Origin of the sequence: Psychroserpens sp. NJDZ02, assembly GCF_004843725.1 — a bacterium.
Taxonomy (GTDB): Bacteria; Bacteroidota; Bacteroidia; order Flavobacteriales; family Flavobacteriaceae; genus Olleya.
Genome location: NZ_CP039451.1, coordinates 3,635,726 through 3,650,795 on the forward strand (window position 1 = coordinate 3,635,726; position 15,070 = coordinate 3,650,795).

Genomic DNA, 15,070 nt, shown 5'->3' on the forward strand with positions numbered 1-15,070 from the left:
TATTTGAGGGAATATTAGTTAGTGAGGAAAAGATCAAGTTTTATACTTGGTCTTTTTTTTGTTTTAATGTGAAATTTTAGAGGAATGAGGTTTTCCGTAAGGTTTGTGTTTTTAATTAATGTATTTTTAAGGATTAAGTAAGTTAAGATTATAGAAAATATGAAGAAAAAGAATACAATTGAGATGGTTGCTGAAAATATAGGACCTCATTTATCTTTAAATGATTCTTTTCAGATAAGTGATTTGAAATTAGGTGTATTTGCGAATAATGGTAGTGGTAAAACATTCATTAGTCGTGCTTTTCGGTTGATAAATAATAATAGTATTGAAAATGTAAATAAAATTTTATCGATTAACAAAACAAAGGGTTCTTTTAAATTTAATGTGACTAATATGCAGGATAAAAAGACTCAGTTATCTATAAAATTAAATAAAGATAAAGAAGCTGTTATAATTGACAATACAGATTATATTTTTCATGTTTTTAACAGTGATTACATAAAAGAAAATATAGAAGAATTAAAATATAATCCAGATGGTAAAATTGAGGGGTATATTCTTGGAAGAACTAAAATAGATTTAACAAATGAAAAAAATAAATTAAAAGAATTAAATGAATTAGATATTAAAAAGTATGAATTATTTAAAGAAGAAGTAAAGAAGGCTAAAGGCGAACTAGACAAACAAAAAATAAATAAAGGAACAAGCGAATATAAATTTACTCATTCTAGTATTTATAATAATGAATGTAATTATTTAGAAAGAAAATCTTATAATGATTTAGTAAAGCTCAATAAAAACTTAAGTCAAACTCCTGATGATATTGAAAATATAAAACAATTAAATTATTCTTTTAATGATGATTATTTTGATAGAATAATTAAGATATTTAAAACAGAATATACAAAAAGTAAAATAGCACAATCTTTTAAAGAAAAGGTGTTGTCAAAGCAAAGTTTTATTAAAGAAGGAATAAAATATTTATCGCAGAATCTTAAGGAAGATAAGGCTACATGTCCTTTCTGTGAACAAGATTTAAGAATTAATGCTTTGAACTTAATTGAGCAGTATAATGTTTACTTGGATGATTCGGAATCACTAGTTAATAGTGAAATTACTACACTTTTGGAATACGTAAAAGAGGAGAAGAAGTGTGTTGAAAAAGACGAAAGTCTATTTTTAAAAACTAAAAATGAATTTGATACTCTTAAAAATTATATTCCTTCATTAATTGATGTTAATTTGGAAGGGTTAAAAAATAATAACCTTGATAAAGAACTAGACAATATTATAGATTTACTTAATACGAAAATATTAAATATTGAAAAAGAAATTCCTTTAAAGGACTATTCTATTTCATTCTTAAGAATGAATAAGTATTTAGAGGTATTAAAAGCTAATAGCTTTAATAATAATAAAATACTGATAGATTTTAATGATAAAAAGGATAATTTAAAAGTAGAAAAACTAGAGGTAAATAGGAAATTATGTAAGGCAATGTATTTAAAAATACAAGCCGAACAGAAAAATCTAATAGAAGAAATTAGAAAAATCCGAAGTGAAAAGGAAGTGTTAGAAAAGGAAATAAAAATAAAGGAAAGTAAAGAGAAAACTCGTAAAAAACTTAAGGTTTTAGAAAATCTAAAGATGCATTTGAAATCATTTTTTGGTGAGAAATATAGTGTTGATGACGATTTCTGTTTTAAGTTTAATAAACATGTATTAACTAGTAATGCCACTGATGTTTTAAGTGATGGAGAAAAAAGTATAGTAGCGTTTTGCTATTATCTGGCTGATATTCATAAACTAGTTGATAGAAATGATGATTATGATAAAATATTTTTCATTATTGATGATCCTATTTCTAGTTTAGATTTTCATTATGTTTATGCAGTTGCTCAAGTTATAAGAGATCTGCGTGAAACACTGAAATTAAAGCGGACAAGATTTATTATTTTAACTCATAATCTTGAATTCATGAGTATTTTAATTAGAAATAAAATAATCAAATTTTCTCTTGTTTTAGTAAATTCAAAATTATCGATACTTTCTAGGCAATTAATAATGCCATACGAAGAGCATTTGAGAGATGTTTATAATGTTGTAAAAGGAAAAGAGTCTTCTCATACCATACCAAACTCAATACGTCATATATTAGAAACTATTAACAAGTTTGAGTCACCTGACAAAGAATTAAAGGAATATTGTGAAGATAATAATATATTAAAAAACAATGAATTTATTTATTCTTTAATGCATGATGCTTCTCATGGGTCAATTCGACAACAAATGCCTTACAATGATGAGATGATTAAAAAAGGATGTACTGCTGTTATTGATTTTGTAAATAGTAAATTTGAAGGCCAAATTAATCAAATCAAAGATTAAATGAAAAACGAAAATCAAATAAAATGTCCTAATTGTGGGACTTCCATAGATGTTCAAGATATTTTATCGCATCAATTAGAAGAGGAAATAAAACAAAAGTATCAGTCGCAAATAGCTGCTGAGAAAAAGCGTTACGAAGGTCAGCAAGAAAAGCTAAAACAAGCACAGCATGATTTTGAGCAAAAGAAGAAGCGCGAGAATGTGTTATTTCAAGAACGTTTAGAAAATCAGCTTAAAGAAGATAAAAAGGAAATAGAAACGAAGCTAAAGCTAAAGTTAAAGGAAGAGCAGTCGGAACAGTTTGAGGCGCTTCAAAAGGAATTAAACGAAAAGTCTGAGCAAGTCAAAGAGTTAAACCGCTCTAAAGCCGAAATTGAAAAGCTTAAAAGAGAAAAAGGCGAACTTAAAGAAGCGGCGGAAGCAGAAGCACAGAAAAGACTAAACGAAATCCTGACTGCGGAAAAGGAAAAGATTAAAAAATCTGAGGAAGACAAAAACGAATTGCGTTTTAAAGAAATGCAAAAGCAATTGGAAGACCAGAAAAAGCTAACCGAAGAAATGAAACGTAAGCAGGAGCAGGGCTCCATGCAATTACAGGGTGAAGTGCAAGAGTTAGCAATAGAGGAGTGGTTAGCAGCGCAGTTTCCGTTAGATACGATTCAAGAAATTAAAAAAGGAGCTAGAGGTGGTGACTGTATTCAAATTGTACATACTAGAACCGAGCAAAATTGTGGTACTATCTATTACGAAAGTAAACGTACAAAAGATTTTCAGCCTAGCTGGATAGAAAAGTTTAAAGCAGACATTAGAGACAAAGGCGCCAATATTGGTGTGTTAGTAACCGAGGTTATGCCATCCGATATGGACCGTATGGGATTAAGAGATGGGATTTGGATTTGTAACTACGACGAGTTTAAAGGCTTGTGTGCGGTGTTAAGACAGGGTATTGTGCAAGTCAATAACGCCATAGTCACTCAGGAAAATAAAGGAGATAAAATGGATTTGCTGTACGATTACTTAACTAGTAATACGTTTAGAATGCAAATTGAAGCGATTGTGGAAGGGTTTACACAAATGAAATCGGATTTAGAAAGCGAAAAAAGATCCATGCAACGTATTTGGAAACAAAGAGAAAAGCAAATAGAGAAGGTGGTAACCAACACTATAGATATGTATGGCTCAATTAAAGGAATTGCCGGAAATGCGATTCAGTCTGTAAAAGCATTGGAATTACCTGGTTTTGATGAGGATTTAGAGTAGGTGTAGCCGAATGATTTTGATTTGGAATACTTTTTTTTCAATATTTAATGAAAATAAACATTAAAAAAGATTGTGGTTTCAAATAATGGCACTATACTTGTAATGTATTAAGTATTAATAAAATAAATTATATTACGATGAGTAAAGGTACAGTAAAGTTTTTCAACGACACAAAAGGATTTGGTTTTATCACTGAAGAAGGAGTAGACAAAGATCATTTCGTACACATTTCTGGATTAATCGATGAGATTAGAGAAGGTGATGAGGTTGAATTTGACTTACAAGAAGGAAACAAAGGATTAAACGCGGTTAACGTAAAAGTTATCTAAGATATATATTCAGTACAATTCAAGAAAAAGGTTACCTATAAAGGTAGCCTTTTTTTGTGCTTAAAAACTATTGGTCATCTCTACGTGGTTGTAAAACCAAAGTCAAGAAAGTCCTTTGACTTAATTATAGTATTAAAACACCTGTTTTTAATTAGTGGCATCATTGTTGCAATCTATTAAGTATTAACAAAATAAATTATATTACAATGAGTAAAGGAACAGTAAAGTTTTTCAACGACACAAAAGGATTTGGATTTATCACAGAAGAAGGTGTAGACAAAGATCATTTTGTACACATTTCTGGATTAATCGATGAGATTAGAGAAGGTGATGAGGTTGAATTTGACTTACAAGAAGGAAACAAAGGATTAAACGCGGTTAACGTAAAAGTTATCTAAGATATATATTCAGTACAATTCAAGAAAAAGGTTATCCAAACGGGTAGCCTTTTTTTATGCCATAATGTTTCAAAAGCTTTGTTACATCTAGTGTTAAGGGCGTTTGAAGTCTATGAAATAGGACTAAAAGAGGTGGTTAGTAGGAGAGGATGTAGCGGGTGATTTAGGGGTTTTATAACTTTTTTTAATAAAAACAAAAAATAAACAAGAAAAAAAGCGAATTGTAAATTAATGGCATTATCTTTGTAATCTATTAAGTATTAATAAAATAAATTATATTACGATGAGTAAAGGTACAGTAAAGTTTTTCAACGACACAAAAGGATTTGGATTTATCACTGAAGAAGGAGTTGATAAAGATCATTTCGTACACATTTCTGGATTAATCGATGAGATTAGAGAAGGTGATGAGGTTGAATTTGACTTACAAGAAGGAAACAAAGGATTAAACGCAGTTAACGTAAAAGTTATCTAAGATATATATTCAGTACAATTCAAGAAAAAGGTTACCTATAAAGGTAGCCTTTTTTTTTGCACTAAACTTAACCCCGAGTTAAATAGTGCTTTACTAAAGCTGAGATCAGTTTTACTAAAGTGTTAGACTGGTTTTAGCCGCGTGTTACAAACAAAAAAAAGGTTGTCCAAATGGGCAACCTTTTTTACTAGTATATAAAGTGAAGCTTATTTTAAGCTTTCTAATAATTTTTCTGCAACTAACTCAGACGATGCTGGGTTTTGTCCAGTAATTAAATTACCATCTTGAATAGCGTAAGCTGCCCAATCTTCTTTTTTAGAGTAGATACCTCCGTTTTTAGCTAACATATCTTCCACTAAAAATGGGACAACATCTGTTAATCCAACAGCCGCTTCTTCTGTATTAGTAAATCCTGTTACTTTTTTACCATTTACTAATGGTTTTCCATCCGTTCCTTTAACACCTTTTAAGGCTGCAGGCGCGTGACATACAAATGCAACTGGCTTTTCTTGAGCGTTAAATTTTTCGATTAAAGCAATTGATGTTGCATCGTTTGCTAGATCCCATAATGGTCCGTGACCTCCTGGATAAAATACAGCGTCAAAATCGTCAGCATTAATATCTGATAATTTGTTAGTGTTTGCAATCTTAGCTTTTGCAGCATCGTCTTTATTAAAACGGTCTGTAGCTTCGGTAGCAGCATCAGGAGAATCACTACTTGGATCTATTGGTGCAGCACCTCCTTTTGGAGTCGCGATTGTAATATCGGCACCTTTATCTAATAATGAGTAATATGGACTTGCGAATTCTTCAACCCAAAATCCTGTTTTCTTTCCTGTGTCTCCTAATTGATCGTGAGAGGTTAATACAAATAATACTTTCATAGTTTTTTCTTTTTTTAGTTCTGTTTTTACTTCTGAAACTTTTTCAGAAGGTGTTTTGTTTGTGTTGTTGTTACAGCTTGATGCTGTTACTATTGTTAGCGTTAACGCTAATGCTTTTATTACATTCATTTTTAATGCGACTACTATTGTCAGTTTGAGCGCAGTCGAAAACTCATTACAGTTTTGTTTTGCTAGTATTTCGACTTGCGGGCAATATGACAGTTGTACTATTTTATAATCATTATTAATGCAATTACTATTGTCAGTTTGAGCGCAGTCGAAAACCTATTACAGTTATGCTTTTGCTAGCATTTCGACTGCGCTCAATGTGACAGTTGTATTGTTATGTGACCTTTATTGATATTACAGTTTTATAATAAGTAACTTATAATTTAAACCACTATTGTCAGTTTGAGCGCAGTCGAAAACCTATTACAGTTTTAGTTTGCTAGCATTTCGACTTGCGGGCAATATGACAGTTGTACTATTTTATAATCATTATTAATGCGATTACTAATGCCAGTATGAGCGCAATCGAAAACTCATTACAGTTATGCTTTTGCTAGTATTTCGACTGCGCTCAATATGACAGTTATGTTACTATAATACTTATAATTTAAACCATCATTGTCAGTTTGAGCGCAGTCGAAAACCTATTACAATTTTGTTTTGCTAGTATTTCGACTACGCTCAATATGACAGTTGTGTTACTATAATACTTATAATTTAAACCACTCTTGTCAGTTTGAGCGCAGTCGAAAACTCATTACAGTTATGCTTTGCTAGCATTTCGACTGCGCTCAATGTGACAGTTATGTTACTACAATACTTCTAATTTAAACCACCATTGTCAGTTTGAGCGCAGTCGAAAACCTATTACAGTTTTGTTTTGTTAGCATTTCGACTTCGCTCAATGTGACAGTTATGTTACTATAATACTTGTAATTTAAACTACTATTGTCAGTTTGAGCGCAGTAGAAAACCTATTACAGTTATGTTTTGTTAGCATTTCGACTTCGCTCAATGTGACAATTATGTTACTATAATACTTGTAATTTAAACTACCATTGTCAGTTTGAGCGCAGTCGAAAACCTTAGAATGTTGCGTTTATAGCATTCCGACCGCACCCATTGTGACGTTTTATATTTAGTAAGCCATTTTTACTATTTTCTCAACCTTATCAGGAGATAATGTTTGATGTTCTCCTAATCCTGTCCAACCACGATCTGTAAATCGCTGAGAGATCTTTTCAGCAGTACCTTCATAATCCTTAGTATAATCTGATAATTTAGTATCAATACCTAATTCATGGAAAAAAGCAACTGTTTTTTCAATAGCAGTATGAGCCTTGTCTTCTGTACTACCTTCGGTAATATTCCAAACGCGTTCACCATATTGTGCTAATTTTTCTTTCTTGTCCTCAAAATTAAACTTGTAATGGCTTGGAGCAATCACAGCTAATGTACGGGCATGATCGATACCAAATAGAGCCGTTAACTCATGACCAATAGCGTGAACAGCCCAGTCTGTAGGTACTCCTTTTTGTATTAATCCATTTAGTGCCATCGTGCAACTCCACATAAAGTTTGAAGCCGCTTTATAGTCTGTAGGATCTTTTAGTACTGTTGGAGCAACTTCGACTAAGGTTTGTAAAATACTCTCCGCAAAACGGTCTTGTAATAAAGCACCAATAGGATACGTCATGTATTGTTCTAAGACGTGTGTAAACGCATCTGTAAGTCCATTAGCTAATTGACGTTGTGGAATAGATTGTATCACCTGAGGGTCTAAAATTGAAAACTGAGGAAATAAACCAGGACCACCCATAGCTAATTTTTCTTTAGTTTCTGCTCTTGTAATTACGGCGCCAGAATTCATTTCCGATCCTGTTGCTGGTAATGTTAAAACAGTTCCGAAAGGCATTCCTTTTTCAGTTCTGATATTTTTTGTCAAAATATCCCATGGTGTATCGCCATCATAGCGTGCAGCACTGGATAAAAATTTAGTCCCATCAATTACAGAACCACCACCAACAGCTAGTAAATACGTAATGTTTTGGTCTTTAATAACCTGTAACGCTTCCATTAAAGTCGCGTACTCTGGGTTGGCAGGAATACCACCAAACTCGACAACGTCAACACTAGCTAATGCTGTCTTAACTTGGTCGTATATTCCGTTTTTCTTAATACTCCCACCACCATAAAGTAGTAATACCTTGGCGTCTTGAGGGATTTCTTCTTTTATTTTTGCTATCGTATCCTTTCCAAAAATAATTTTAGTAGGATTTTTAAAATCAAAATTGTTCATCTTCTTTTCTTTTAATTCGTTCTTTTTTCTTTTATCAAAACACACTTAAAGTCCACTATATGAGACAGGAGTGGATTCTTTAGATTTTGACAATCATTTTTCCTTTGTTTTTACCTTCGAATAAATCGATAAAAGCAGTTGGGATATTATCAAAACCGTCTACTATGGTTTCAGTATACTTTAATTTACCGTCCGCTAACCATCCAGCTAATTTTTGCATGGCTTCTGTGAATTTATCTGCATAATTTGATACAATAAACCCTTGCATTAAAGCACTATTTTTTACTAAAAAGGGCTGTACGCTAATGCTTTTAGGTAATTCCGTTTCGTTATACACAGAGATGGCACCACAAATAATGATTCTAGCAAAATGATTGATATTGAATAATACAGCATCAGATATTGGACCACCAACGTTATCAAAATAAACATCAACACCATTTGGTGCTAGTTTTTTTAAGTCCGCATTAATATCTGTACTCGTGTTATAATTGATACCTGCATCAAAACCAAATTTGTCTTTTAGCATGTCAATCTTCTCATCGGTACCTGCAATTCCTATAACATGAAGTCCTAATATTTTTGCTATTTGTCCAACAACACTACCAACAGCTCCTGCAGCTCCAGAAACTACAATCGTCTCACCTTTAACTGGTTTGCCTATCTGAGTTAAACCTAAATATGCAGTTAATCCTGTCATTCCTAAAACACCTAAGTACGTGCTTAGAGGCGCTTTAGACCCATCGACTTTATTTAACCCTTCACCATTAGAAATTTGTTGTGTAGACCAGTCTAATAGTCCAGAAACATAATCACCTTCAGAAAAATCAGCGTTTTTAGACGCGATGACTTTAGCAATTACACCAGATTGTACTGGCTTGTTTAATTGAAAAGGAGGGACATAAGATTTAGCGTCGCTCATGCGTCCTCTTAAGTAAGGATCTACAGAAACGTAAGCTGCTTCTAAAAGGACTTCTCCAGAAGTGATGTCTAATGTTTTGTCTTCCGACGTGAATTCAAAATTTGAAACCGTAGGTTTTCCTTCCGGTCTATTATTTAATACTATGGTTTTAATCATGATGTTTAATTTTAAAGTTGAATGATTTCAACATTTATATTTCCTTTAGTCGCTTTTGAATAAGGGCAAACACGATGTGCGCCTTCAATAATTTTTTTAGCGTCTTCAGTCGGTAAATTATCAATTTTGACTTTTATGACTGCTGACAATCCAAAACTACCATCGTCTAGTGCGCCTAAAGTAGCCTCTACAGTTGTTGTAGATTCTAATTCTATTTTTTTAGCTTTAGCAACCATGATAAGGGCATTATCAAAACAGGCAGCCCAACCAGCAGCAAATAATTGCTCTGGATTGGTATAACCGTTGTCTTGACCACCAAACTCGACAGGGACAGATACTTTTAAATCTAAGACACCATCATTTGTTTTTACATGACCACTTCTTCCGCCTTTAGCGGTAGCTATTGCTGTGTAATTAGTTGCTTTCATTTTAATAATTATTCAATTACGGTCACTAACTCTGACATAGGTTTTCTAACCTTTACTAAGTTTACTAACCAATCTGTATCTTCTTTTCTATAACCAATAGGTAACATGACAGCACTACGTAGTCCTTTTTCGCGTAAGCCTAATATTTTATCTACTGCATCTGGTTCAAAGCCTTCTAGAGGCGTTGCATCTACACCTTCAAAAGCAGCAGCGGTTAATGCTTCCGTAAAAGCGATGTAAGCTTGTTTTGCAGCGTGGTTGAAGTTTTCTTCTGGATCTTTTTGAGGATACATACCTAATAACATTTGACGGTAATTTTCCCATCCTTCGTTTTCGAAACCACGAATCTCGTTAGTTAAATCAAACATATGGTTAATACGCTCTGGAGTATAAGTATCCCATGCAGCAAAGACTAATAAATGAGAACAGTCTGTAATTACCGATTGATTCCAAGCCACAGGCTTAATTTGTTCCTTAATATCTTGATTTTTAACAACAAAAATCTCAAAAGGTTGTAAACCACTAGAAGTTGGAGCTAAGCGAGCTGCTTCTAAAATACGTTCTACTTTATCTTCTGCTACTTTTTCGCCATTCATTGCTTTTGCAGCATATCTCCAATTTAATTTGTCTAATAATTCCATAAGGTTAATTTATTTTTTTAATTGTTTTTAGTAATTCTTTTAATATCGTTTGAAGTAATAATGACTTCGGCATGACTTGTACTATTTGCTAAATTGATCATGGCTTGTGCCATATTTCCTGGATCAGTGATTTTATATTGTTTTAATTTCCCAATAAATAACGGTTGAATGATCCTAAACAAAGCCAATCCTATTTTTTCTAAGGTTCGGGACTCTTTGCGATCACCACCAATTAATGACGGGCGTAGTATAAATGTCTTTTGAATGTCTTGTTTAAGAACATCACGTTCCATTTCGCCTTTTGTTTTGTTATAAAATAGACTACTCTTTGGGTTAGCACCTAATGCCGACACGACTAAAAATGTATCTATACCATTGGCTTTAGCTAGTTTTGCTGCTGCTACAGGGATACCATAATCTATTTGCTTATAAACGGACTTATCTGGCGTTTTTTTAGCGGTTGTACCTATACAACAGAAGACTTGGTGTGCTTTAAAATCAGCTTTAAATTGGTCTAAATCCAATAAATCGCCTATAAATTGTATGACTTTGCTAGGTAATCCTTCAATTTTAGAACGAGAAAACAACTTGATCTCTGAATAGTCTTCGTTTTTAATTAATTTGTCGAGTAAAAGACCTCCAGTTAAACCTGAGGCTCCTAATATGATTGCTGTTTTTTTCATGTTAACTACAAACTTTTATGCTGCTCCAAGCAGATTGATAGGCTTCGTCTAAATGGGTTTGGTCTAATTTAAAAGCACCACGTTTTTCCGTCATCATTAAAAATGATAAAGGGTTTATCGCGTAGGCGTATAATAAATAGTCTGACAATGGTTTTATAATCCCTTCTTGTCTACCACGTTGCCAAAGATCGAGCAGCGGTTGTAGGTGTTTTATGCCTTCTTGTCTACTGCATTCGTCAATCATTGGTGTGTTATCACATTGTGCCAAAAACAAGGCGTTATCACACTCTTTAAGTTTAAAATCGGCAATACGTGTCCATATTAATTCAAAACCAGCTTCAACCGACATGGTAGCATCATAAGTTTCAAATGCATATTTGGTGTATTTGGCCTTGACTTCGACGTAAGTCTTATTTACTAAATCTTGTTTATTTTCGAAGTACAGATAAATAGTAGCAGGAGAGACGTTAGCCATCTTAGCTATTTTGCTCATTGGTGTCGCGTGAAATCCATTGTTGTTTACCAACTCAATGGTTGCTTTAATCAATGCGTTACGTTTATCAATACTTTTTTGAAGTTTTGCCATTACGCGTTAGTTTTATAAAGTTTATAAGACAAAGCAATTAAAACAAACTGTATCGGTAATCTTATCATTGCGGCCTGATGACTTCCAATAGCGGGTGTATCAGAAAACACATCCCAAACATGTATTGGTAGAAAAAGAAGCATTAAAATAAAAATACCAAAAGCCGCTTTGCTAGCATATTTTGGCACAAGTAATAAAAGACCTAAAAGCACCTCAATAACACCAGAAGCATAAATTATACCTGTTTTATAGATTAAAAAATCAGGTACAAAGGCATTAAAAAACGCTGGTTTAATAAAATGTTGGCTTCCTGCATATATGATAAATGCAGCGAGTAATACTTTTAATACCGTCCAAATTAGTTTCATTTTTTTTGTTTTATCTGTGCAAAGATACTTAAAAATGAATGTTCATTCTTTTTTTTAACAAAGAATTATAAAATGAAGACATGTTACATTTTTGTTAAAGCGCTAGGGTTGTAGTGTGTTGTAAGATAGATAGTTGTTGGCTTGATCTAAATGGATTGTAAAAGTAGTGTACCATGCCATATCTTGCTAGAATCTCTCTGTTTTATTGTGTATATAAATTATCATGACCCTTAATTTTAATTAGCCTGATGCTAAAGACTAAATGCTTATCAGGTAATTTTTACTAAACATCTTATCGTAAATATCTTTACTGAACATATAGAGTTGGGCTGGTTTTTTTGAAACACCAACTTGTTTTTCGTCTAATGCAATAATATACTTTTTGTTAATTAATTTACGTCTAAAGTTTCTGTTATCAATATCTATATTCAAAATGGATTGGTATAAATCTTGGACTTCGTTAATAGTAAATTTATCAGGGAGTAATTTAAATATAATAGGTTCTGAAAGACATTTTACTTTTAAATCGTCATAGGCTTCAAGTATAATTTTTTTGTGATCAAAACCTAATTCTGGTAGGTTGTCAATAGGAAACCACGTGGCTTTGTTTGTGATACTGTCTAAATTAACATCTTCAGTTTTAAGTAAAAAGTAATAGGCTATGGTGACTGTCCTTAGATTGAATTCTTCATTTTTAATCCATATTAAATCCTTTTCATTCATCAACCGGTCTGGATTCCCAAAGGCTTTGAATTGTTTTTTATATTGATTGGTTAGGCCCGTTAACTCTTTTAAAACGCGCGTAGCGGTGTCGTCTAAGGTTTCCGTTTTATAGACGTGGTATCCTGTTAAAACATAATCGTCTACTAGTACTTTGTTTTCAGTTTCTAAAAAACGATGTATTAATAATACGTTTAAGGATTTAGAGGTGATATCATATCCAAAAACAACACAATCTACAGATATATTTAAAATTTTTTCTGGTGCCATACGCTATTTCAATTAAAAAGAGAGACTTTATTTTAAAGTTACTAATGTACGCTTATTTTAATTAAACGTCATTTATACACATGTTATTATGACGTTGTTAATTATCAAAAAGGCAATTTAGGGGTAAAATTGCATACTTAAAAGTTAAAATAACATATTTTTTAATTCAAATATTAGGATTTTATAATTTTTTTATAATACATTTGAAAAACAAACGTAAAAATGACGTTTGTAAATTAGTTGTAATTTAAAACGATAATAAGATGAACGTAAGCACAATAACATTGTTGGACCACAATTCAATTATTAGAAAAAATAAAAATAAAAACGTATTTTTATTAGCGTTAGGTCTATTACTATTTTTAGGTATTAATACTGTTGCTGCTCAGGAAGAAGTCGTTGACGAGGCGATAGAAGAGAACGACTATGAACCATTTAGTATTGGAGCACATCTAAAAAACATGCATACTTGGCATGGATTTGTTGTGCATCAAGGGGCTGTAATAGCCACAAATATTGAGTATAATTCAAAAAACGAAAAATTTACTTTTGGTTTTTGGGGTGGCGCTAGTTTTGCAGGAGCTGATATAGTTACTAACACAGGAGAAATTGTTAGTGCTTTATATAAAGAGTTTTCGATATATACTAAATATCGTTTTTCTGACAAGTTTTTTATTGAAGCAGTATCACATAATAATTATACAGGAGTAGAGGAGCGAGGTGACAAATTACATTATTGGAGTTACGATAAAACACAGGGGTATAATTTTGTGGACTTAAATTTTGGTTACAACATTACACCTAACACGCTATTGTATTTTGCGACTATTATTAACGGTGGTTCTGGAGATTATCAAATTGAAGTAGATGGTGATTTAGAAGAGTCTTGGACACATTATTTTGAAGTGAGTAGTAAGGTTTGGGAAAACAAAAACTCTAGTCTATCTTTATTTGCAGGTGGTGCTTGGTCTTTTATAACGGATAAAACATTTTATACGGAAGGTTCTGGAAATATTATAAATGTAGGTGCAACCTTTAGTAAAGCAATTGCCGTTAAAAATTACAAATTGCCGGTGGATGTTACCGTGATGTGGAATCCTGAACAAGAGAAAACAGTATTACAATTAGATATTACTTTATTTTAAAGGTATATAATGCTTTAATTAATAGTTATAATTATGAAAATTAAAAACGTAAAAATCGCAGTTAATAAACTACTATTACCAATAGTATTATTGGCATTAATAAGCAGTGTCTCTAGTTGTGTAGAGCATTTAGACTCCAGTAAAGCAACTGCTAATAGTGGAGATGATGGAGGCGAAATATTTAAAAGTGCTTTAGATTTAACCGGTAAAAAAATAGGATATTGCACGCCTTCGTTAAATGCACCGTATTATCAAGCTTTATTACAAAGTATAAAATCGACTACAGAAAAAAATGGGATGATATTCTACTCGGCAGACGGTCAGGATGATATTAATAAGCAAATAGCAGCGGTTGAAGATTTGATTACTAGAGGTGTTGATGCGTTGTTATTAAACCCTAAAGATCCAGATGCTTTAGTTGGAATAACCAAAGTGGCTAAAGCAGCGGGTATTCCTGTCTTTATAATTGATAGTTCTATTAATCCTTCAGCAGATTTTGTAACAACAATCCAATCTAACAACTTAGCTAATGGTGAATTAGCTGGGGCTTGGTTAGCAAAAAAAATGGGTAATACGCCAATGAATATTGCTTTATTAAGTGGGAATGCTGGAAACCCAGTAGGTAGAACACGTAAACAAGGGTTGTTGCAAGGGATTACTGAAGAGCAGTTAAGAACACAAGGTAAAATAAATTTGAATGTTAAAACACAAGCGTATACAGAATGGTCTTATGCTGGTGGTTTAAAAGCGATGGAAGATATTTTAGTGGCACATCCAGATATTAATGTGGTTATCACAGAATCAGATGTTTGTGTATTGGGTGCTATAAAAGCAATTGCTCAAGCTGAGAAAACAGATGATATTTTAATAGTAGCAGGAGCAGATGGACAAAAGGAAGCGATAAAGTATATAATGGATACCGATTTTTATGGTTGTACGGCCATGAATAGTCCCGTGCAAATTGGTAAGAATGCTGTCAAACATGCCATAGAATATATGAATGGAAAACGAGATTTTGATAAAAAATCGTACACAGCACCTTTATTGATTACTAAAGAAAATGCTGCCAAGTATTACAACCCAAATGCTTTATTTTAATCTTTAAGACG

General features: G+C 32.5%; 16 protein-coding genes. 7 read left to right on the forward strand and 9 right to left on the reverse strand.

Annotation, left to right across the window (positions count from 1 at the left end):
- Positions 1-159: 159 nt before the first annotated feature.
- The 5 genes from E9099_RS16095 (at position 160) to E9099_RS16115 (ending at position 4,850) form a co-directional block, all read left to right on the forward strand.
- Entirely contained in the window at positions 160-2,388 is a 2,229-nt protein-coding gene (locus E9099_RS16095) for an AAA family ATPase (RefSeq protein WP_136584545.1), read from the forward strand.
- Positions 2,389-3,648, forward strand: a complete 1,260-nt coding sequence (locus tag E9099_RS16100) for a DUF2130 domain-containing protein (protein ID WP_136584546.1) — start codon at positions 2,389-2,391, stop codon at positions 3,646-3,648.
- A gap of 137 nt (positions 3,649-3,785) precedes the next feature.
- A complete protein-coding gene (locus E9099_RS16105) occupies positions 3,786-3,977 on the forward strand; it encodes a cold-shock protein (RefSeq protein WP_028282170.1) in 192 nt (63 codons plus the stop codon).
- Positions 3,978-4,183: 206 nt separating this feature from the next.
- On the forward strand, positions 4,184-4,375 hold the full coding sequence (locus E9099_RS16110; protein ID WP_028282170.1) for a cold-shock protein: 192 nt from the start codon (positions 4,184-4,186) through the stop codon (positions 4,373-4,375).
- A 283-nt stretch (positions 4,376-4,658) separates the two neighbouring features.
- The gene (locus E9099_RS16115) at positions 4,659-4,850 is read left to right on the forward strand and encodes a cold-shock protein (protein ID WP_028282170.1); all 192 of its coding nucleotides are present in this window, start codon (positions 4,659-4,661) and stop codon (positions 4,848-4,850) included.
- Positions 4,851-5,056: 206 nt separating this feature from the next.
- On the opposite strand, the gene E9099_RS16120 is transcribed toward E9099_RS16115, so the two are convergent.
- From E9099_RS16120 to E9099_RS16160, 9 genes are all read right to left on the reverse strand, one after another.
- Positions 5,057-5,863 (reverse strand): type 1 glutamine amidotransferase domain-containing protein, encoded by an 807-nt coding sequence (locus tag E9099_RS16120; protein ID WP_205961002.1) that lies wholly within the window; start codon positions 5,861-5,863, stop codon positions 5,057-5,059.
- Positions 5,864-6,881: 1,018 nt separating this feature from the next.
- Positions 6,882-8,042 (reverse strand): iron-containing alcohol dehydrogenase, encoded by a 1,161-nt coding sequence (locus tag E9099_RS16125; protein ID WP_136584547.1) that lies wholly within the window; start codon positions 8,040-8,042, stop codon positions 6,882-6,884.
- A 79-nt stretch (positions 8,043-8,121) separates the two neighbouring features.
- The gene (locus E9099_RS16130) at positions 8,122-9,120 is read right to left on the reverse strand and encodes an NADP-dependent oxidoreductase (RefSeq protein WP_136584548.1); all 999 of its coding nucleotides are present in this window, start codon (positions 9,118-9,120) and stop codon (positions 8,122-8,124) included.
- 11 nt (positions 9,121-9,131) lie between these two features.
- Positions 9,132-9,548 (reverse strand): organic hydroperoxide resistance protein, encoded by a 417-nt coding sequence (locus E9099_RS16135; protein WP_136584549.1) that lies wholly within the window; start codon positions 9,546-9,548, stop codon positions 9,132-9,134.
- Between the two features lie 8 nt (positions 9,549-9,556).
- Positions 9,557-10,189: an NAD(P)H-dependent oxidoreductase gene (locus E9099_RS16140; RefSeq protein ID WP_136584550.1), complete on the reverse strand. Its 633-nt coding sequence runs from the start codon at positions 10,187-10,189 to the stop codon at positions 9,557-9,559.
- Between the two features lie 17 nt (positions 10,190-10,206).
- Positions 10,207-10,872, reverse strand: a complete 666-nt coding sequence (locus E9099_RS16145; RefSeq protein WP_136584551.1) for an NAD(P)H-binding protein — start codon at positions 10,870-10,872, stop codon at positions 10,207-10,209.
- Position 10,873: 1 nt separating this feature from the next.
- Entirely contained in the window at positions 10,874-11,458 is a 585-nt protein-coding gene (locus E9099_RS16150) for a TetR/AcrR family transcriptional regulator (RefSeq protein ID WP_136584552.1), read from the reverse strand.
- Positions 11,458-11,826 carry a DoxX family protein gene (locus E9099_RS16155; RefSeq protein ID WP_136584553.1) on the reverse strand — a complete coding sequence of 123 codons (369 nt, stop codon included), beginning with the start codon at positions 11,824-11,826 and terminating at the stop codon, positions 11,458-11,460. The genes E9099_RS16150 and E9099_RS16155 overlap by 1 nt, the downstream gene beginning before the upstream one ends.
- Positions 11,827-12,084: 258 nt before the next feature.
- Complete coding sequence (locus E9099_RS16160) at positions 12,085-12,816, reverse strand: NUDIX hydrolase (protein ID WP_136584554.1); 732 nt, start codon at positions 12,814-12,816, stop codon at positions 12,085-12,087.
- Between the two features lie 263 nt (positions 12,817-13,079).
- Here E9099_RS16160 and E9099_RS16165 point away from each other — a divergent pair, with 263 nt between their 5' ends.
- Together E9099_RS16165 and E9099_RS16170 are read left to right on the forward strand one after the other, a co-directional pair.
- A complete protein-coding gene (locus E9099_RS16165) occupies positions 13,080-13,961 on the forward strand; it encodes a hypothetical protein (protein WP_136584555.1) in 882 nt (293 codons plus the stop codon).
- Between the two features lie 33 nt (positions 13,962-13,994).
- Entirely contained in the window at positions 13,995-15,059 is a 1,065-nt protein-coding gene (locus E9099_RS16170; protein WP_136584556.1) for a substrate-binding domain-containing protein, read from the forward strand.
- The last annotated feature ends 11 nt before the right edge of the window (positions 15,060-15,070 follow it).

Coding starts and splice junctions, on each gene's coding strand:
- E9099_RS16095 (WP_136584545.1), top strand. CDS start 160: ATGAAGAAAAAGAATACAATTGAGATGGTTGCTGAAAATATAGGACCT.
- E9099_RS16100 (WP_136584546.1), top strand. CDS start 2,389: ATGAAAAACGAAAATCAAATAAAATGTCCTAATTGTGGGACTTCCATA.
- E9099_RS16105 (WP_028282170.1), top strand. CDS start 3,786: ATGAGTAAAGGTACAGTAAAGTTTTTCAACGACACAAAAGGATTTGGT.
- E9099_RS16110 (WP_028282170.1), top strand. CDS start 4,184: ATGAGTAAAGGAACAGTAAAGTTTTTCAACGACACAAAAGGATTTGGA.
- E9099_RS16115 (WP_028282170.1), top strand. CDS start 4,659: ATGAGTAAAGGTACAGTAAAGTTTTTCAACGACACAAAAGGATTTGGA.
- E9099_RS16120 (WP_205961002.1), bottom strand. CDS start 5,863: ATGAATGTAATAAAAGCATTAGCGTTAACGCTAACAATAGTAACAGCA.
- E9099_RS16125 (WP_136584547.1), bottom strand. CDS start 8,042: ATGAACAATTTTGATTTTAAAAATCCTACTAAAATTATTTTTGGAAAG.
- E9099_RS16130 (WP_136584548.1), bottom strand. CDS start 9,120: ATGATTAAAACCATAGTATTAAATAATAGACCGGAAGGAAAACCTACG.
- E9099_RS16135 (WP_136584549.1), bottom strand. CDS start 9,548: ATGAAAGCAACTAATTACACAGCAATAGCTACCGCTAAAGGCGGAAGA.
- E9099_RS16140 (WP_136584550.1), bottom strand. CDS start 10,189: ATGGAATTATTAGACAAATTAAATTGGAGATATGCTGCAAAAGCAATG.
- E9099_RS16145 (WP_136584551.1), bottom strand. CDS start 10,872: ATGAAAAAAACAGCAATCATATTAGGAGCCTCAGGTTTAACTGGAGGT.
- E9099_RS16150 (WP_136584552.1), bottom strand. CDS start 11,458: ATGGCAAAACTTCAAAAAAGTATTGATAAACGTAACGCATTGATTAAA.
- E9099_RS16155 (WP_136584553.1), bottom strand. CDS start 11,826: ATGAAACTAATTTGGACGGTATTAAAAGTATTACTCGCTGCATTTATC.
- E9099_RS16160 (WP_136584554.1), bottom strand. CDS start 12,816: ATGGCACCAGAAAAAATTTTAAATATATCTGTAGATTGTGTTGTTTTT.
- E9099_RS16165 (WP_136584555.1), top strand. CDS start 13,080: ATGAACGTAAGCACAATAACATTGTTGGACCACAATTCAATTATTAGA.
- E9099_RS16170 (WP_136584556.1), top strand. CDS start 13,995: ATGAAAATTAAAAACGTAAAAATCGCAGTTAATAAACTACTATTACCA.